The organism is Variovorax sp. GW821-FHT09B01, assembly GCF_059418345.1.
The window spans coordinates 74,048-92,811 of the sequence record NZ_JBWKPQ010000016.1; the positions used below are offsets into that span (position 1 = coordinate 74,048).

At 67.2% G+C, this 18,764-nt stretch carries 14 protein-coding genes; 7 read left to right on the forward strand and 7 right to left on the reverse strand.

The genetic code is table 11. The annotated features are described in order from the left end of the window. Positions 1–22: 22 nt before the first annotated feature. Entirely contained in the window at positions 23–1,288 is a 1,266-nt protein-coding gene (gene urtA, locus AC07RV_RS32035) for an urea ABC transporter substrate-binding protein (protein WP_057593105.1), read from the reverse strand. Between the two features lie 270 nt (positions 1,289–1,558). Here urtA and AC07RV_RS32040 point away from each other — a divergent pair, with 270 nt between their 5' ends. Next, positions 1,559–4,975, forward strand: a complete 3,417-nt coding sequence (locus AC07RV_RS32040) for a hybrid sensor histidine kinase/response regulator (protein ID WP_296785140.1) — start codon at positions 1,559–1,561, stop codon at positions 4,973–4,975. After that, positions 4,947–5,858, forward strand: a complete 912-nt coding sequence (locus AC07RV_RS32045) for a response regulator transcription factor (protein ID WP_093344446.1) — start codon at positions 4,947–4,949, stop codon at positions 5,856–5,858. The genes AC07RV_RS32040 and AC07RV_RS32045 overlap by 29 nt, the downstream gene beginning before the upstream one ends. Before the next feature lie 9 nt (positions 5,859–5,867). On the opposite strand, the gene AC07RV_RS32050 is transcribed toward AC07RV_RS32045, so the two are convergent. Next, positions 5,868–7,763, reverse strand: a complete 1,896-nt coding sequence (locus AC07RV_RS32050; protein WP_296785138.1) for a GspE/PulE family protein — start codon at positions 7,761–7,763, stop codon at positions 5,868–5,870. Positions 7,764–8,118: 355 nt separating this feature from the next. On the opposite strand from AC07RV_RS32050, the gene AC07RV_RS32055 reads away from it, so the two are divergent. Next, the gene (locus AC07RV_RS32055; RefSeq protein WP_093344449.1) at positions 8,119–9,024 is read left to right on the forward strand and encodes a LysR family transcriptional regulator; all 906 of its coding nucleotides are present in this window, start codon (positions 8,119–8,121) and stop codon (positions 9,022–9,024) included. 108 nt (positions 9,025–9,132) lie between these two features. On the opposite strand, the gene AC07RV_RS32060 is transcribed toward AC07RV_RS32055, so the two are convergent. Both AC07RV_RS32060 and AC07RV_RS32065 read right to left on the reverse strand, forming a co-directional pair. Continuing rightward, on the reverse strand, positions 9,133–10,080 hold the full coding sequence (locus AC07RV_RS32060; protein WP_093344450.1) for a fumarylacetoacetate hydrolase family protein: 948 nt from the start codon (positions 10,078–10,080) through the stop codon (positions 9,133–9,135). Positions 10,081–10,111: 31 nt separating this feature from the next. After that, entirely contained in the window at positions 10,112–11,119 is a 1,008-nt protein-coding gene (locus AC07RV_RS32065; protein ID WP_177239363.1) for a Bug family tripartite tricarboxylate transporter substrate binding protein, read from the reverse strand. A 340-nt stretch (positions 11,120–11,459) separates the two neighbouring features. Here AC07RV_RS32065 and AC07RV_RS32070 point away from each other — a divergent pair, with 340 nt between their 5' ends. The 3 genes from AC07RV_RS32070 to AC07RV_RS32080 all read left to right on the forward strand — a co-directional run bounded on the left by AC07RV_RS32070 (position 11,460) and on the right by AC07RV_RS32080 (position 14,689). Further along, positions 11,460–12,503 (forward strand): porin, encoded by a 1,044-nt coding sequence (locus AC07RV_RS32070; protein ID WP_296785135.1) that lies wholly within the window; start codon positions 11,460–11,462, stop codon positions 12,501–12,503. A gap of 180 nt (positions 12,504–12,683) precedes the next feature. Beyond that, the gene (locus AC07RV_RS32075) at positions 12,684–13,712 is read left to right on the forward strand and encodes an amidohydrolase family protein (RefSeq protein ID WP_093344455.1); all 1,029 of its coding nucleotides are present in this window, start codon (positions 12,684–12,686) and stop codon (positions 13,710–13,712) included. Then, entirely contained in the window at positions 13,709–14,689 is a 981-nt protein-coding gene (locus AC07RV_RS32080; protein WP_143129181.1) for a Bug family tripartite tricarboxylate transporter substrate binding protein, read from the forward strand. The genes AC07RV_RS32075 and AC07RV_RS32080 overlap by 4 nt, the downstream gene beginning before the upstream one ends. A gap of 46 nt (positions 14,690–14,735) precedes the next feature. On the opposite strand, the gene AC07RV_RS32085 is transcribed toward AC07RV_RS32080, so the two are convergent. Both AC07RV_RS32085 and AC07RV_RS32090 read right to left on the reverse strand, forming a co-directional pair. Further along, positions 14,736–15,161, reverse strand: a complete 426-nt coding sequence (locus tag AC07RV_RS32085) for a VOC family protein (RefSeq protein WP_296785129.1) — start codon at positions 15,159–15,161, stop codon at positions 14,736–14,738. 74 nt (positions 15,162–15,235) lie between these two features. After that, positions 15,236–16,279, reverse strand: coding sequence for a CDP-6-deoxy-delta-3,4-glucoseen reductase (locus AC07RV_RS32090; protein WP_093344461.1), 1,044 nt, complete (start codon positions 16,277–16,279; stop codon positions 15,236–15,238). 272 nt (positions 16,280–16,551) lie between these two features. Here AC07RV_RS32090 and AC07RV_RS32095 point away from each other — a divergent pair, with 272 nt between their 5' ends. Further along, entirely contained in the window at positions 16,552–17,220 is a 669-nt protein-coding gene (locus AC07RV_RS32095) for a nuclear transport factor 2 family protein (RefSeq protein ID WP_296785127.1), read from the forward strand. A gap of 13 nt (positions 17,221–17,233) precedes the next feature. Here the strand turns inward: AC07RV_RS32095 and AC07RV_RS32100 are convergent, their stop codons facing one another. Continuing rightward, positions 17,234–18,730, reverse strand: a complete 1,497-nt coding sequence (locus AC07RV_RS32100; protein WP_296785271.1) for a sensor domain-containing diguanylate cyclase — start codon at positions 18,728–18,730, stop codon at positions 17,234–17,236. Positions 18,731–18,764 lie beyond the last annotated feature (34 nt).

The following is an 18,764-nucleotide window of genomic DNA, read 5'->3' on the forward strand; positions in this document are numbered from 1 at the left end:
AAGACAGGCAGGCAGGCGGGAATTACTGGTAGCCCTTGGGGAACGGATCCGGCTTGATCAGCTCCGCCGACTCCGCCACCACCTTGAAGGTCCCGTCCGGCTGCCCCTGGCCGATGCGCGCCTTACTCCACAGGTGGTGGTTCGCGTCGAGCTTCACGTAGCCTTCGGGCGCGGTCTTGAGTTCGATGCCCGGCGAGCCCGCCACCACCTTGTCGACGTCGAAGCTGCCGGCCTTCTCGACCGCGGCCTTCCACAGCCACGGGCCGAGGTAGCCGGCCTGCGTCACGTCGCCGATCACCGCGTCCTTGCCGTACTTGGCCTTGAAGGCGGCCACGAACTTCTTGTTGTTCTCGTTGTCGAGCGACTGGAAGTACTTCATCGACGAATAGAAGCCCGCGAAGTTCTCACCGCCCACGCCGGTCATCTCGTCCTCGGTCACGGCCAGGGTCAGCAGGAACTGCTTGTCGCCCGTGATGCCCGCGGCCTTGAGCTGCTTGTAGAAGGCCACGTTCGAGCCGCCCACCACGGCCGCGAAGATGCAGTCGGGCTTGGCGACCTTGATCTTGTTGATCAGCGAGTTGAAGTTGGTGTGGCCCAGCGGGTAGTACTCCTCGCCCTTGACCGAACCCTTCTGGAAGTTCTCGATGTGCTTGCGCGCGATCTTCATCGAGGTGCGCGGCCAGATGTAGTCGGAGCCGACGAGGAAGAAGGTCTTCGCCTTCTTCTCCTTCGCGCCCCAGTCCAGGCCCCAGATGATCTGCTGCGTCGCTTCCTGGCCCGTGTAGATCACGTTCTTGCTCTGCTCCAGGCCTTCGTAGAAGGTCGGGTAGTACAGCAGGCCGTTCTCCTTCTCGAACACCGGCAGCACGGCCTTGCGCGAGGCGCTGGTCCAGCAGCCGAAGACGGCCGCGACCTTGTCGTTGACCAGCAGCTTCTTCGACTTCTCGGCGAAGGTCGGCCAGTCGGAGGCGCCGTCCTCCTTGATGACCTTGATCTTGCGGCCCAGGATGCCGCCCATCGCGTTGATCTGGTCGATCGCGAGCTGCTCGGCCTGGATCGAGCCGGTCTCCGAGATCGCCATCGTGCCGGTGGACGAATGCAGTTGGCCCACCGTCACCTCGGTGTCGGTCACGGCGAGCTTGGTGGTGTTGACCTTGGCCGTGGGGAACTGGCCCTGGCCGAAGCTCAGGCCGCTCAGGCCCATCACGGGCAGTGCGGCGGCGCCTTGCAGCAGGCGGCGGCGACGCAATGCCAGGGCATCGAGGGAAAGATCGGAATCACGCGACATCGAAGAACTCCAGCAGGTTGAGGAAAGTACAGGCCGCGCACCATCGAAGTGCATCGGACGGTGCGGCTGGCACCATGGCTGGAACTTTAGAAATCACTGGCCGCTGCGCGAATACGTCATTCAACGTAGCGGCCTGCGCATCGCCTGCCCGCAGACTCGCGGGACCGACGACGACGGACCGGGGGGCGCACGGCGGGCACGGAGCGCTTCTTGCAATGCAGCTGCACCATGCCGATCCCCTCGCCGTCGCCGTCTCCACGAGACACCCCGATGCCTTCCGTCAATTCCGTGAGCGGGCAGAAGATCTTTCGCATCCGACGCGACTACAACGCCTGGGTCGCGAACGAGACGCTGGAGGACTACGCGCTGCGCTACACGCCGCGCAGCTTCCGCAAGTGGTCGGAGTTCCGGGTCGCGAACGCCGCCTTCGGCGCCACCTCCTTCCTCGCGCTCGAGGCCATCGGCGGCGCGATCGCGCTGAGCTACGGCTTCTCGAACGCGCTGTGGGCGATCCTGGTGGTGGGGCTGATCACCTTCCTCACGGGCCTGCCGATCTCCTACTACGCCGCGCGCCACGGCGTCGACATGGACCTGCTCACGCGCGGCGCCGGCTTCGGCTACCTGGGCTCCACCCTCACCTCGCTGATCTACGCGAGCTTCACCTTCATCTTCTTCGCGCTCGAGGCCGCCATCCTCGCGCTCGCGCTGCAGATGTACCTCGACTGGCCGCTGTGGCTGCTCTACCTGGTGTCCTCGCTGGTCATCATTCCGCTGGTGGCGCGCGGCATCACGCTGATCTCGGGGCTGCAGCTGTGGACGCAGCCGATCTGGATCGTGCTGTTCGTCTGCCCCTTCGTCGCGGTGCTGGTGAAGAAGCCCGAGCTCTATGCCGACTTCACCGGCCTCGTGGGCCGGGTCTCCAACAGCAGCGGCTTCGATCCGCTGATGTTCGGCGCCGCCGCCACGGTCGCCTTCTCGCTGGTGGTGCAGATCGGCGAGCAGGTCGACTACCTGCGCTTCCTGCCCGAGAAGACGGCCGCCAACCGCGCGCGCTGGTGGACCGCGGTGCTGGTGGCCGGGCCGGGCTGGATCGTGCCGGGCATGCTCAAGATGATGGGCGGCGCCTTCCTGGCCTTCCTCGCGCTGCAGCACGAGATCCCGGCCAACCACGCGATCGAGCCGACGCAGATGTACCTCACGGGCTTCGCCTACGTGCTGCGCGACCCGGCCTGGATCCTCGGCATCACGGTGCTGTTCGTGGTGGTCTCGCAGATGAAGATCAACCTCACGAACGCCTATGCCGGCTCGCTGGCCTGGTCGAACTTCTTCGCGCGGCTCACGCACAGCCATCCGGGCCGGGTGGTGTGGCTGGTGTTCAACGTGGTGATCGCGATCCTGCTGATGGCGCTGGGCGTGTTCGCCGCGCTCGAGCATGTGCTGGGCTTCTACAGCAACATCGCGATCGCCTGGGTCGGCGCGCTGGTGGCCGACCTGGTCATCAACAAGCCGCTGGGCTGGAGCCCGAAGACCATCGAGTTCAAGCGCGCCCATCTCTACGACATCAACCCCGTGGGCCTGGTCGCCACGCTGGTGGCGGCGGCGCTCGCGATGCTGGCCTACTCGGGCGCCATCGGCCAGTGGGCGCGCTCCTTCTCACCCTTCATCGCGCTGGCCACCGCGCTCGCGGTCTCGCCGCTGCTGGCCTGGCGCACGCGCGGGCGCTACTACCTCGCGCGGCGCGACATCGCGCACTGGACGCCGGGCCAGATCGTCAAGTGCTCGGTCTGCGACAACGGCTTCGAGTCGGAGGACATGGCGCACTGCCCGGCCTACAGCGCGCCGATCTGCTCGCTGTGCTGCACGCTCGAGTCGCGCTGCCACGACCGCTGCAAGACCGACTCGCGCGCGGCCGAACAGATGAGCGGCTGGCTGCAGTCGCTGCTGCCGCCGGCGCTGTCGGCGCGGCTCAACTTCCGCGTCGCCCACTACCTGATGGTGGCGGCCTCGCTGGTGGCGCTGCTGGCCACGGTGATGGGCGTGGTCTACGCGCAGGAGGCGATCACCGGCGCCAGCGCGGTCGATCCGCGGCTGCGCGACGCCTTCCTCAAGGTCTTCACCCTGCTGTCGCTGGTGGCGGCGGTGGCGGCCTGGTGGGTGGTGCTGGGCAGCGAGAGCCGGCAGATGGCGCAGGAGGAGTCGAACCGCCACAACCACCTGCTCACGCTCGAGATCGAGGCCCACCAGCGCACCGATGCCGCGCTGCAGGCCGCCAAGGAAGCGGCCGAGGCGGCCAACCAGGCCAAGACCCGCTACGTGGCCGGCATGACGCACGAGCTGCGCACGCCGCTCAACAGCATCCTGGGCTACTCGCAGATCCTGCTCAAGGGCGATGCCGCGCTGCCGCCGCGCGAGGCGGTGCAGACCATCCACCGCAGCGGCGAGCACATGCTGGGCCTGATCGACGGCCTGCTCGACCTCGCGCGCATCGAGGCCGGGCGGCTGCAGCTCGAGCCGGCGCCGCTGGCGCTGCCGGCCTTCCTCGACCAGGTGGTGCACATGGTGCGGCCGCAGGCCGAGAACAAGGGGCTGGCTTTCGTCTACACCCACGCCGGGCGGCTGCCGCCCTGGGTGCATGCCGACGCCAAGTGGCTGCGCCAGATCCTCATCAACCTGCTGACCAATGCCGTGCGCTTCACCGACAGCGGCACCGTCACGCTGCACGTGGACGCGCGCCGCGAGGTGCTGCGCTTCGACGTGATCGACACCGGCATCGGCGTGGCGCCGCAGGACCACCAGCGCATCTTCCTGCCCTTCGAGCGCGGTGCGGCCGGGCGCCGGCGTGGCGAACCCGGCACCGGGCTGGGCCTCACGATCACCGGGCTGCTGACCTCGCTGATGGGCGGCGAGCTCAAGCTGGCCGCCACCTCCTCGGCCGGCAGCACCTTCAGCGTGCGCGTCTACCTGCGCGCGGTGGCCGACCCCGGCCCGCAGGCCAAGGCCGGCGCGCTGCGCCAGCCGGTGTCGGGCTACCTCGGCGAGCGCCGCACGCTGCTGGTGGTCGACGACCAGCCGGTGCAGCGCCAGATGCTGGCCGGCATGCTGGCGCCGCTGGGCTTCGAGGTGCGCGAGGCCGCGAGCGGCACCGAGTGCCTCGACAGCCTGCGCGAGGAGCTGCCCTCGGCGATCCTGCTCGACCTCAGCATGGACGACCTCGACGGCTGGCAGACCGCGAGCCTGGTGCGGGCCTCGGGCTTCGATGCGCTGCCGATCATCATCGTCTCGGCCAACATGTTCGAGAACCAGGCCGAACGCCTGCGCGCCGCGGGCTGCCAGGCCTTCGTGGGCAAGCCGGTGATCGAGTCCGAACTGATCGCCACGCTCGAGCGCCACCTCGGCCTCGAATGGCTCGATGCCGCCGACGCGCTGCGCCCGCGGGCCGACGAAGAACTCGCGCCGGTTCGCCCGCCGCGGCTGCTGCTCGGCGAGGACGACCGGGCCGAGCTGATGCGGCTGGTGCAGATGGGCCACGTGCGCGGCCTGCACCAGGCGCTCGACCGGCTGGCCGCCCAGTCGCCCGGCGCGGCCGCCACCTGCACCTGGCTGCGCGGCATGGTCGCGCGCTTCGAACTCGACTCCCTCCGCAAGGCCCTCGCCGAAGATGCAGACACCCTCGCCTCCCCTTCCTGAAGCCGAACGCCCCGTGGTGCTGGTGGTGGACGACGCCCCCAGCAGCCTCGGCATGCTGTGCGACACGCTCGAGGCCAGCGGCTACACCGTGCTGGTGGCGGCCGACGGCGAATCGGCGCTGCAGCGGCTCGAACTGGTGGTGCCCGACGCCATCCTGCTCGACGGCATGATGCCCGGCCTCTCGGGCTTCGAGACCTGCCGTCGCATCAAGGCCGACGCGGCGCTCGCGCACATCCCCGTGATCTTCATGACCGGCCTCTCTGAAACCGCCGACGTGGTCGAGGGCTTCGAATGCGGCGGCGTCGACTACGTGGTGAAGCCGATCCGCGCGCAGGAGGTGCTGGCGCGCCTGCACACCCATGCGCGCAACGCCCGCATCACGCGCATGGCGCGCGACGCGGTCGACGTGGCCGGCATGGGCGTGGTCTTCGTCGATGCGCGCGGGCGCGTCGCCTGGCGCTCGCCGCAGGCCGGCCTGTGGCTGCATGCGCTGGGCGAGGCGCGCGCGCCGGGCCTGCTGCCGCGCGCGCTCGAGGCCGCGCTGGCGCCCGGCGCCACCCTCGGCGTGGTCACGGCGGCCGGCATCCGGCTGTCGGTGCGCAACCTCGGCGCGGCCGCATTGGGCGAGACCATGCTGCTGTTCGCGGTGCAGCGCGAGGGCGCGGGCGGCGCCTCGTCGGCGCGGCTGGCCGAGGCCGCGCTCACGCCGCGCGAGACCGAGGTGCTGTCGTGGCTCGCCAAGGGCAAGACCAACCGCGACATCGGCGAGATCCTCGGCACCAGCCCGCGCACGGTGAACAAGCACCTCGAGCACATCTTCGAAAAGCTCGGCGTGGAGACCCGCGCGGCCGCGGCGGCGCTGGCCAGCGGCCAATTCGATTGAGGTTCGCGCTCAGGCGTTGCTCGTCGCGCGCACTTCCTCGATCGTGGTCTGGCCCGCCAGCACCTTCTCGATGCCGTCCTGGCGCAGCGTGCGCATGCCTTCCTTCAGCGCCGCCTGCAGCAGCTCCTCGGCGCGCGCCCCGCTCTGCACCAGCCGGCGCAGCTCCTTCGAGACCGTCATCAGCTCGTGGATGCCGACGCGCCCGCGAAAGCCCGTCTTCGCGCAGTGCTCGCAGCCCGCGCCGCTGTGCAGATGCAGCCGCCCGTCGCGGCCGAAGCGCTGCAGCCAGCCATCGAGCGTGGCCTGCCGGCGCGCCGGGATCTCCTCGGCCGGGAAGGCGTGCAGGTAGTCGGCCAGCAGTTCCTCGACCGCCTCCTCGCTCGCGGGCGCGCTGCGCACGCAGTGGCCGCAGATGCGACGCACCAGCCGCTGCGCCAACACCGCGAGCAGCGAGTCGGCGAAGTTGAACGGGTCCATGCCCATGTCGAGCAGGCGCGTCACGGTCTCGGGCGCGCTGTTGGTGTGCAGGGTCGACAGCACCAGGTGGCCGGTCAGCGAGGCCTCGATCGCGGTCTTCGCGGTCTCCTCGTCGCGGATCTCGCCGACCATGATCACGTCGGGATCGGCGCGCACGAAGGCGCGCAGCGCCTTGGCGAAGGTCCAGCCGATGCGCGGATTGATCTGCACCTGGCGCAGCCCGTTCTGCGTGATCTCCACCGGGTCCTCGGCGGTCCAGATCTTGCGCTCGGGCGTGTTGATGTGCATGAGCGCCGAATGCAGCGTGGTGGTCTTGCCCGAGCCCGTGGGCCCCACGCACAGCACCATGCCGTAGGGCCGTTCCACCGCGTGGGTCAGGCGCCGCAGGTTGTCGGGCGACAGGCCCAGCGACTGCATCGGCAGCGGCTTGGCCGAGGCCAGGATCCGCATCACCACGTCTTCCAGGCCGTTGTTGGTGGGAATGGTCGCCACGCGCAGCTCGATCTTGTGCTGCGGCGAGTACTTGGCGAAGTTGATCTTGCCGTCCTGCGGGTTGCGCTTCTCGCTGATGTCGAGGTCGCACATGATCTTCACGCGCGCCACGATCGCGTTGCGGTAGCTCGGCGGCAGCTCGAGGTAGGTGTAGAGCAGCCCGTCGCGGCGAAAGCGGATGCGCGTCTTCTCCTGGCCCGGGTAGCTCTCGATGTGGATGTCCGAGGCGCCATCGCGGTGCGCCTCCTGGATCATGCTGTTGATCATGCGCACCAGCGAGTTGTCCGACTGCTCGATCGGCGACTCCGCGGGCGCCGGCGCCGGGCCCTCCTTCTCGAGCGTCTGCAGCAGCTCGCTGGTGCCGGCCATGTCGAACTCGAGCGGACGCATCGGGTCGAGATTGGCCGCGCCGCCGCCGCCGCCGTCGGCCACGTCGCCGATCTTCTCGTAGGCCGCGGCCAGCACGCCGTCGAGGTCCAGGCACTGGCCCACGACCGGGATCACCTTCATCTGCGCGACGAACTGCACCTCGTCGATCACCGAATAGCGGCTCGTGGGATCGTCGATCGCGATCACCAGCCGCCCCTCGTGCAGCATCAGCGGCATGACCTGCAGCCGCCGCGCCACCGCGTGGCCCACCTTGCGCAGCGCCTCGGCCGCGGGCGGGAACACATGCAGGTTGACCAGCGGATAGCCCATCTTGCGCACCAGCGCGGTCTGCAGCTGGCCGCGGCTCACGGCGCCCATGCGCACCAGCGTCTCGCCCAGCGGCACCAATGGTTCGCGGCGCTGCTGGCGCAGCCCGGCGGCGAGCTGGTCGCCGGTGATCATGCCCAGCGCGACCAGCGCCTCGCCGATCCGCGTGATCGGCATCCGGCTCTGCGCATCGAGCGCGCGCACGAGCTGCTCGGGCAAGGCGACTTCGGCGAATGACATGGCTTGTTCTTTTCCTGTTGTTGGGTTGGGCGGCGCGCCGGATGGCGATGCGATCGCGGCACGCGGGATGCGCGATCGTAGAGCGCCACGCGAGGGCGCGCCACCTGGCGGGATCGAGCAATACGCAAGTTCTCATACGGCAGTCACCTCGACGAAATGCAAGGCTCACCAACACGTCGACCGTAACAAGCACAGCGGCCGACCTTGTGTGTCGAAGGCGATCGGAGGCATTGCAAAGCAAGACGCCGGTGCAGTTACGGCATGCCGATGCGGGATAGCTCCAATGGTCGATCGATATCAAAACTCCAGAAAATCGGCAAAACGATAGCCAATTCGCATCACCGGCAAAGCCCACGTGAAGATCAATTCCATTCGAGACTTCCTCGCAGTCGCAGAGCACGGCAGCTTGCGTTCCGCCGCACGCCACCTGGGCCTGGCGCAACCGGCCATGACGCGCAGCATCCAGGAGCTGGAGCGCGAGCTCGGCGCCACCTTGTTCGAGCGCCGCGCCAAGGGCGTGCAGCTGACCACGATGGGCGATGTCCTTCTGCGGCGTGCGCGGTCCGTGCGCAGCGAACTCGCTCGGGCCAAGGAGGAGATCGATCAGCTCAAGGGTGCTGTTCACGGGCACATCCGCATGTGCCTGTCCGGCGTCGCGCACATGGCGCTGCTCGCCGATTCGCTGCCCGCGTTCCGGCAACGCTTTCCCGCGGTGAAGCTGGAGGTTGTCGACGCCGTGCTGCCGCGGGTCCAGCTCGAACTCATCGGCGGCACGATGGATCTCTACATCGGGCCGGTCCCCGAAAAGCCCACCAGCGAGCTGGCGGTGGAGAAGCTCTTCGACAACAAGCGCGTCGTGCTGGGGCGCCGGGGGCATCCGCTGGCCGGGGCGCGCTCGCTGCGCGAGATCGCGGATGCCGAGTGGATCACGATGTCGGGCGTGCACCACCCCGAGGATGAGCTCACCCTCATCTTCAGGGAGCAGGGCCTCCCTGAGCCCCGTTCGGTCATCCAGGGACATTCGGCTCTCACGTTCTTCTTCGTCGTGGCCCATACCGATCTGCTGGCGATGCTGCCGGTGCAATGGGCGCAGACACCGCTGTTCCGCGGCTTTCTTCAGACCATCGACGTGGTGGATCCCCTGGCCGCTGCACCGATCTGCCTCGTGCATCGCGCCGGTCTGCCGCTGACTCCGGCCGCGCAGTACTTCTGCGACATGGTGCGGCGCGCGGCGCTGCATGTGCAGCCGCTCGCGCGCTGACGCGTTTCCCGCCAATGCCGTTTCGATGGCTAGGCCTGGTCATCGTCAGGGGCGAGCAAGCGGGATCGCGACGGTGCGCGTTTGCGAATGCCCGCAACACGCCCTGTGTCAGCCGCGCACGTGCGTCACCAGGGTTCCCAAGGTGCCGACCTCCAGCGTCATCGTGTCGCCCGGCGCGAGGAATTCGCCGCGTCCTGCACCCACACCGGCCGGTGTTCCTGTCAAGAGCAGGTCTCCGGGATACAGGGTCACGAGCTTCGAAAGATGGGCGATCTGCTCGGCGACCGAGTAGATCATCTCCGAGGTGTTGGACTGCTGCTTGATCTCGCCATTGACGCACAGCCGCAAGGCCAGGTTCTGCGGATCGGGGACCTCGGCTGCGGGGGTGATCCAGGGGCCGATGGGACAGGCGCCCTCGAACCCCTTCTGCCCCATCCAGTCGAAATGCATGGGCGTCCCGGCTTCGGCGTTCGGGCGCCGGAACAGGTCGCGCGCGGAAAGGTCATTGGCCGGAAGGTAGCCCGCCACGAAGCTCAACGCGTCGTCCACGCGCACGTGTCTCGCCTTGCGTCCGATGACCACGCCGAGTTCGGCCTCCCAGTCCAGTTTTGCGCATCCCGGCGGCGCGACGACGGTGGCACCCTGTCCCACCACGCAGCCACGCGAAGGTCGCACGAAGTGCCATGGAGGATTGCCAGCCGCCTTGGGATCGACGGCACTCGGTCTGCCGGCGGCTCGCGCCATTTCCTGCATGTGGTCACGGTAGTTTGCGCCGGCACAGTAGACGGTGCCGGGATACAGCAGCGGCGCATGCAACACCACGTCGCCCAACGCGGCCGTGGGCTCCGGGCCGCTCTTCAGGTAGCGGGCAATGGCGGCCAGGGAAACGGCCCAGTCCTCCAGCAGCGCCAACACGTCGACGCCGCCATGGGAAGTCCCGTCGCCAAGAAGGGGGGCCGCGTCAAAAACATCCTCGCCGACCAGAAGGCCCGCGCGCGGCGGCCGGCTATCTCCGAGCGAGTACGTCAGAAGCTTGAACGATGGATTGGTGTGCATGTGAAGAAAAATAAAGAAGTAACGGACGGATTCATTCGACTTTGATGCCGGTGCGCCGCACCTGCTCGGCGACCCGCGCGGCGTCGTCCTGCATCAGCGTCAACATCTGTGCGGGCGTGCTCGACAGGACACTCACGCCAGCGCGCTTGTAGCGTTCGATCAATTCGGGCGAGCGCAACGCGCGCGCGATCTGATCGTTGGCCTCCTGGATCACCGAGGCCGGCGTGCCGCGCGGCGCCATCAGGCCGACGAAGGTTTCCGCCTGATATCCCTTGGGGCCTCCCGCCTCCTGCACGGTCGGCACATCGGGCATCAGTTCGGAACGCTGGAGCGACGACACCGCCAGGACCCTCACCTTGCCGGCTTCGACGAACGGCTGCACCGAATTGAGGACCGTCATGTTGAAGTCGACCTCCCCCTTGGCCACCGATGTGAGCCCCCCGTCCTTGTATGGAACCGGGAGCATCCTTGCGCCGACCAGGTTGCCAAGCACCTCGATGCCCAGGTGCTGGGCCGCGCCGAAGTACGCAATGCTGTAGCTGACGCCGCGCTCCTCGGCCTTTGCCTTGGCGAGCAGCTCCTGCAGATTGCGGAAGCCGCTGTTCGCGCTCACCGCCAGGAAGAACGGCGCGCTGTACAGCGTCGCCACCGGCACCATGTCGCGCTGTACGCTGTACGGCGCGTTCGGCATCAGTGCGGGAACGATGCTGAGGTGGGCATTGCTGACCAGCAGCAAGGTGTTGCCATCGGCAGGTGCGCGTTTGAGCGCCGACACGGCGATCACGCCGTTGCCACCGGGGATCGCCTCGATCACGAAATGCCTGCCGCCCTGCTTGGCGACCTGCTCGCCCAGAAGCCGCATGGCGACGTCCGGACCGGTTCCGGCGGGGAACGCGGAAACGACCCGCACCGGCCGCTTCGAAGCATCCTGCGCGGATGCAGGCGCGGGCACCGCGAGAGCCACCAGCACCGTGGCCGCCATCAGGGTCAAGAAACCGTGCCGGGGAAATCCCCGGCGCCATCGCATCGCATGGGTCACTGTCTGTCTCCGTATCGTTGATGCCATCGAAGGCATCGATGTGGGCCGTGTCCTCCGTCCGCCGGGCCGCAAGCAGCCCACGTCCGGTCTCCAGATCTTAGGAATCGAGCCGAACCCGCAGAAGATGAAAAACATCCGACTGCGATAACGGATTCGCATCGCCGCTGTGCGCATCGGCGCGGATCGTCGAAGCCAACCGACGCATGCGATGCGGCCGTGCTATCGCTGAGAAGAAGTTGTCATCTTCTGGTTCGATTTCATGCTGCCTAGATTCCACGGGCGTTCGCATGGCGTCACCGCGCCACGCCGCAAACCCCATGACTCGAATTCGGGAGACTTCATGAAAAAACTCAGGAGGAGCGCGATCGCCGCATGCGCGCTCAGCACATCGGCCGCCTTCGCGCAATCCAGCGTCACGCTCTATGGACGCCTCGACGCTTCCATCAACTCGCTGCACTTCTCCGGCCCGAACCGGGCCAGCGTGCGCACCGTTTCCAGCGACTCGTCCCACTGGGGCATGCGAGGCACCGAGGATCTCGGCGCGGGCCTTCGCGCCCTCTTCAAGATGGAAAGCCAATTCCAGGTGGACTCCGGGGCACAGGGCAACAAGGAGTTCTACTTCAATCGCGACAGCTATGCGGGCCTGCAGAGCGACAGGTTCGGCACGCTCACCCTGGGGTCCCACCTCACACCGCATGTCAGGCTCACGTTCAAGGTCAGTCCCTTCGAGCGCGCGCAACTCGGCAACGTCGTGGCCCTGTTCCAGGGTGGGCCGCGCGGCTACCAGGTGGTTCAGAACAACTCGGCTGCGTACACCAGCCCGAGATGGCGCGGCTTCATGCTGCGGGCCATGCTGGGTCTTTCCGAAGGTGCTGCCCTGAGCAAGACGCGCAGCCTCGGCCTGGAATACGAGGCGGGCCCATGGTGGCTTGGAATGACCCACGACGCCCTGAAGGTTTCCGCCGCGTCGGTCGGATTGCCGGCGACACAACCGAGCCTGTGGTCGCGCACGACGGTGCTCGGCGCCTCCTACGACTTCAAGGTGGTCCGCATCATGGCCTACTACCAGACGAACCATGCGCAACGGCTCACGGACATCGACGGCTGGATGGTCGGTGCCGTGGCGCCCGTTGCCACCGGCGAGGTCCGCATGGGCTACAGCAGGAACAACATCACCGCCACCACGCGAGCGACGCAGCTCACGCTCGGTTATTCCCACTTCCTGTCGAAGCGGACCTTGCTCTATACGAATGTCTCCAAGATCTGGAACGACGGCTCGAGGATCGTGTTCCTGCCCGCTCGCCAGGACATCGGCGCAAGCGGCTTTCCCATCGCCGGCCAGGATGTCCGAGGCTTTCAGATCGGCATGCGACACCTGTTCTGAACCCGCCAGGTTTCAAGCGATGCGCTTCCAGCATCGTTGCCGCATTTCCAGCATCTTTTTCGGGCGGCGGCGCCTTCCTACGATGCGCGCCCAAGGACTTGATCACCCACCCCGAGCAGCCGCTCACCGCGGCTTCGAACGACCACCCAATGCGCACCCGAGGCGCGACAAGGAGACCCCATGAGCACCGCTCCATCCGGAACCCCGCAGCTCACTCAGATCTACACCCCGCCGCCCGTACGGCTCATCGCGCTCGAGGAGCATTTCCTGTTCGATGGGCTGCTGGAGACCTACGACGACACCGACCGCGCCCTGCAGTCGCCATCACGCGTGCCCGGGCTGCACGACTTGGGCGACATGCGCATCGCGGAAATGGACCGCGCAGGCATCGACGTGCAGGTGCTATCGCACACCAAGCCTGGCGCGCAGGAGATCGAGAACGGCGCGCAGGCCGCGTCGCTGGCTCAAGCGGCCAACGACCATCTCGCCGAAGCGGTCGCGCGCCATCCCACGCGGCTTGCTGCTTTCGCCACGCTGGCCACCGGCGCGCCACAAGCGGCAGCGGCCGAACTCGAACGCACGGTGCAGCGCATGCAATTCAAGGGCGCGATGATCAACGGCCACGCTCGCGGCGCCTACCTGGACGAGCAACGCTTCTGGCCCATCTTCGAAGCGGCCGAAGCGCTCGACGTTCCCATCTATCTGCACCCGTCCAACCCGCACCCGCAAGTGTTCGACGCTTACTACAAGGACTATCCGCAATTGGGCTTCGCCTCGTGGGGTTATGCGGTGGAAACCGCCACGCACGTGCTGAGGCTGATCCTGTCGGGCGTGTTCGACCGCTTTCCGGGCCTGCGCATGATCATCGGGCACATGGGCGAACTGCTGCCCTTTGCGCTCTGGCGTGCCGACGGACGGCTCACGCCGAAGTCGCCGCACCTGAAGAAATCGGTGCGCGCCACCTTCATCGACCATTTCAGCGTGACCACCTCAGGGGTGTTCTCCACACCGGAACTCATGTGCACGGCCAGCGTGATGGGATGGGACAACATCCTGTTCTCGGTCGACTATCCCTTCGAATCGAATATGGAAGCGGTGCGCTGGTTCTCGCATCTTCCGATCGCCGAAAGCGATCGCGAGAAGGTCGCGTACCGCAATGCCGAGCGGCTGTTGAAGTTGCCACCGGCGACGCCGAAGGGCGCGGTGTGAATCCCGAGAGCCATGTCGCTCTGGCATTGGCCTGCATGCTCGGCGCGACGTCACCCACGCTCGCCGCGGATGCACCGTCCTTTCCGTCGCGGCCCGTCACGCTGGTAGTGCCTTTCACGTCCGGTAGCGGCAGCGACACTATCGCGCGCATCGTCGGCCCACGGCTCGCTACGCGCTGGAGCCAGCCCGTGGTGGTAGACAACCGCCCGGGCGCCAGCGGCAATCTCGGCACGGCCTACGCAGCCAAGGCCGACGGCGATGGCCACACCCTGCTGATGACGATCAACACCCACACCATCACGCCAGCGGTCTACAGGAATCTTCCTTACGATGCCCTGCGCGACTTCGCACCGATCGGCAAGCTCGCCGATGCCAGGCTGGCCCTCGTGACCAACCCGGCCCTGCCGGTGACGGACATGAAGTCGTTGATTGCTCATGGCAAGGCCCATCCTGGCCGTCTGAACTACGCCACGCCCGGCAGCGGCACACCGCACCACCTGGCAATGGAACTGCTGAAGTCCTCGCAGGGCGTTTCGTTTTCGCACGTGCCCTACAAAGGAATCGCGGGCGCGCTCACAGACCTGATGGGCGGCCACGTTGACCTGATGTTCGCTTCGTTGCCCTCGGTACGCACACAGGTACAGGCCGGCAGGATGCGGTTGCTGGCAGTGACCGGTGAACAACGCAGCAGCCAGGCGCCAGGGGTGCCAACATTTCGCGAACAGGGCTTCGGCGACGTGGACGCCATTGACGCCTGGTATGCGGTTCTGGCACCCGCACGTACACCGCCCGCGCTGGTGGCGCGCCTGAATGCCGACTTCGTGGCGGTAATGAATACCGACGAGGTTCGCTCCGAACTCTCGCGGCAGGGATTGCAGGTGAGAACCGGAACGCCGCAGCAACTCCAGAGCCTGATGCAAGGCGACCTGGCTCGGTGGAAGAAGGTGGTCAAGGCGGCCAACATCACCCCAGACTGAATCGATACCCCGGGGGATCCTCGCGCCATCGGCGTCCTTTCGGCATCTACTCCGGAAAGCGATCTCCGAAATCGAAGATGTCGTCGTGCTGAAAGCCTTCGTAGTGTTGGATCTCCCACCAGTTGTGGTCGATGTCCTGCAGATAGAACGCATACACGCCATGCTGGCTCTGGCGTTCGGTCACTGCCCGGATTCCGTAGGCATCCTTCATCGCCAATGTGGCTGTATAGGCCGCGTCGACGCTCTCCCGGCTACCGACGTCCAGACCCCAGTGGTTAAGCAGCCCCATGGGGTTGAGACGCTCGCCCACCTGCACGCAGATCACGTGAAAGCGCAGGCCGCAGCGCACCGCCATGGCTGACCGGGCATGACGCACGCACTCCAGCCCCAGAAAGTCTTCATAGAAGCGGCGTGATACGGCCAAGTCGGCGACTTCCAGCGTCCCGTGGGACATCACATAGGGCTGGATCACGGCGCGCTCGTTCGGAGGGGGGACGCTGGCGGGTTGTGGAATCTGCATAGGGTTGGTGTGATGAGAGTGGAAGGTCACTGTTGGATTTCGAAAGAGGCCTTCTCGATCGAAGAGAGAAAGGCATCCGCATGGAAGTCGCTGGCCGAGAGACCGCAGTGGTTGGAAAAATCGCGCCGGGCCGCGGCCACCATGGCCGGCGCACCGCATGCGTACACCTCGGCACCGGACAGGTCGAGCCAGTCCTCCATCACGGCCCTGTGGACCTGGCCGGTGCGGCCCGGCCAGTCGCCATCCGAAGATGCCGAAAGCACGGGTGTGTAGTGGATATGGCCGCAGTCCCGCGCCCACCTGCGCGCCATCTCGTCGCCATAGAGGTCGGCACGCTGGCGCCCCCCCCAGTAGATATGCAGGGGTCTTTGGTCCCCCCGGTGAATGGCATCCTCGACGATGGCCTTGATCGGAGCGAAGCCCGTTCCACTGGCCAACAGGATCGCGGGTCGGTTGGCGTCGCGCAGGAAGAAGGTGCCCCAGGGCGCTTCCAGACGCACCATGTCGCGCAGCTTGATGCCGCCACGAAAGAGACGGTCCGTGAAACTGCCGCCCGGCACATGGCGAATATGGAATTCCAGATGCGGCATCTCGTGCGCGTCCGGCCTGTTTGCGATGGAATAGCTGCGAGTGCAGCCATCTGGAAGCTGCAGTTGCACGTACTGGCCGGCCCGGAATGGCAAGACCTCATTCATCGGCATGCGCAGCGTCACGATCATCACATCGGGCCCCACGCGCCTCATGCCCACCACTCGCGCGGGATAGCTTCGCGGCTCCGCGGAGAGAAGGCCTTCGACTTCGCACGCCTCGATGACGAGGTCAGACGCGGCCCTCGCGAGGCATGGGAGCGTGAATCCGCTCTGGCGTTCTGGCGTGGGCAGGTGGGCCTCGGTGATCGATCCATGGTCGATCGTCCCGCTCGCCACACGCGATTTACAGGACGAGCAGATGCCGACGCGGCAGCTGTACGGCAGATTGACGCCGGCCCGGATGGCTGCGCCGAGGATCGATTCGCCAGCCTGGGCTTGGAACGTACGCCCGCTCGGACGTATTTCGACAGTAAAACTCAAACGACTCTCCTCAGGATGAGACCAGCGATCAAGGACGTTGACGCGACATCCACGCCCTCCCGCTTCAGCGATCCTAGGAATACTGACCGCCCGGGAACAGATGAAAAAAACAGCGCCCCGATGCCACGGCAGCATCGCCGAGCGGTGCGCCAGGCAGGCGATGCGAATCGCGCAGCATTCGCGCATTTCTGTCATCTCCCGCTTGCTGCGATGCACTTCTACAGTTCCGGACGCAGCCACTCATCTTTCGCGATCACCCTGGAGTCCTATCCTTGAAGCAACCCCAGAACCCCGAGACCCCCATGGGCCAAGGCCGCTCACCGAGTTACATCGACCCGCAGCTGTCAAACTTGCTCGACCGTGCCGCCATGGTCCAGGTCGTGCAGGACTGGGGGCTGGCACGGGACACCGGCCGCTGGGATCGGCTGCGCGCCTGCTTCGCGCCCGGCGCGACGATGCGGACGACGTGGTTCGCGGGCAGCGCCACCGAATTCGTCGAGCGCTCCATCGCCGCGGCGGCGAGCGGCTCGCGCGCACAGCATTTCATCGGCGCCGCAAGCATCGAGATCGACGGCGACCGGGCGCTGGTGGAGACCCGCATGATCCTCATGGTGCGCGCGCGGCTGGATGGCATCGAGGTCGACGCGACCTGTCACGGGCGCTTCCACGATCAATTCGTCCGGCACCAGGGGCAGTGGCGCATCCTGCACCGCGTGCCCATCTACGAGAAGGACCGGCTCGACGTGCTGGATCCCGCACGCACGATCATGCTGGACCCGCGGCGGCTCGCGGCGCATCCGGAAGGCTATCGCCACCTGGCCTATCTGCAGGCCGCGAATGGCGCAAGCATCACGCCGGACCTGCCCACACCGGGCAGCGCATCGCTGGAGCGTCTCCATGCGCAAGGCGCCGCCTGGCTGCATGCGCAGGCTGACGCATGACGACGTTTTCGCGCTAAGCCTTCTGCTCCGCGTTCGTGCACACCCGATTGCGCCCACCCGACTTGGCCACGTACAGCGCCTTGTCGGCGCCGCGCACCAGCTCCTTGGGCTGCACGCTGCCGGCCTCGGGCCGCAGCGCGTCGACGCCCGCGCTCAGGGTGACGAAGCCGTCGGCGGTGCCGGCATGCTCGATCTCGAGCGCGCGCACCGCGGCGCGGATGCGCTCGGCCAGCAGCGCGGCCGCCTCGACGTCGGTGCCCGGCAGCAGCACCGCGAGCTCCTCGCCGCCGTAGCGGGCCGCGAGGTCGCCGGGCCGGCGCGCCGCCACGTTGGCGATGGTGCGGCAGATCTTCTGCAGGCATTCGTCGCCGGCCGTGTGGCCGTAGATGTCGTTGTATTCCTTGAAGCGGTCGACATCGAGCAGGATCAGCGCCAGCGTGCTGGCATTGCGCACCGCGCGGCCGAACTCGGTGTCGAGCGTGACGTCGAACTGGCGCCGGTTCGCGAGGCCGGTCAGGCCGTCCTCCATCGCCAGCGTGTTGAGCGTCTTGTTGAGCGCCTCGAGCGCGTCGCGCGCGCGCAGCAGCTCGGCCTCGGTGCGCGTGCGCCGCTCGATCTGGCGCACCAGCCCCAGGCCGACGAAGGCGACCACGGCGCTGAGCGCCAGCACGCCGCCCGAATGCCAGAAGGTGTCCTTCCACCAGCCTGCGAGGATCTCGTCCTTGGACAGCGCCGCACCCACGAACAGCGGGTAGTTGTCGAGGCGCCGGAAGCTGTTGAGCCGCAACACCCCGTCCTGCGCCGACTTGATGTAGGCGGTGCCGACCGGGCCGTTCTCCCTGTACGAAGTGAACAGCTGCGAGCCGCGCATGTCGCGCCCCACCATCTCCGGGCCGAAGGGGCGGCGGACCATCATGGTGCCGCTCTCGAGGATCAGCGCCGCGGCGCCGCCCTTGCCGATGTCGAGGCTGTCGTAGAACTTGAGGAAGAAGTCGACGTCGATGCTCGCGAGCGCCACGCCCGCGAAGCTGCCGTCGGCATGGTCGATGCGGCGCGACACCGGGATCAGCAGCTTGCCGCTGGTGCGGCTCTTCACGGGAATGCCGATATGCGGCCCGCGGTCGGCGTGCGTGCGGTGGAACACGAAGTACTCGCGGTCCGCGTTGTTGAGGTTCTGCGGCGGCACCGCGCGCGAGTTCGCGACCCAGTTGCCGTCCTGGTCGTAAACGTGCAGCGCATCGATCTGCGGCAGCTCGGCCGCCTGCGCGGCCAGCACCCGGCGCAGCCGCTCGACCTGGGCCGGGCCCGCGCCGTCGTTCTCGAGGCGCTCGACCACGCCGATCAGCACCGTGTCGGCCTGCTTGATCGTGTCGTCGGCCTGCTGCGCCAGCGCGCGCGAGAGGTTCGCCGTCGCCACGCCCATCTGCTCGAGCAGCGCTGTGCGCGACTCCCAGCTGTGCCAGACGTCGAGCGCCACGAGCGCGAGGCACACGGCGGCCACGAAGGCCATCGTGCGGACGGCAATGGAAAGGCGTTGGAACACG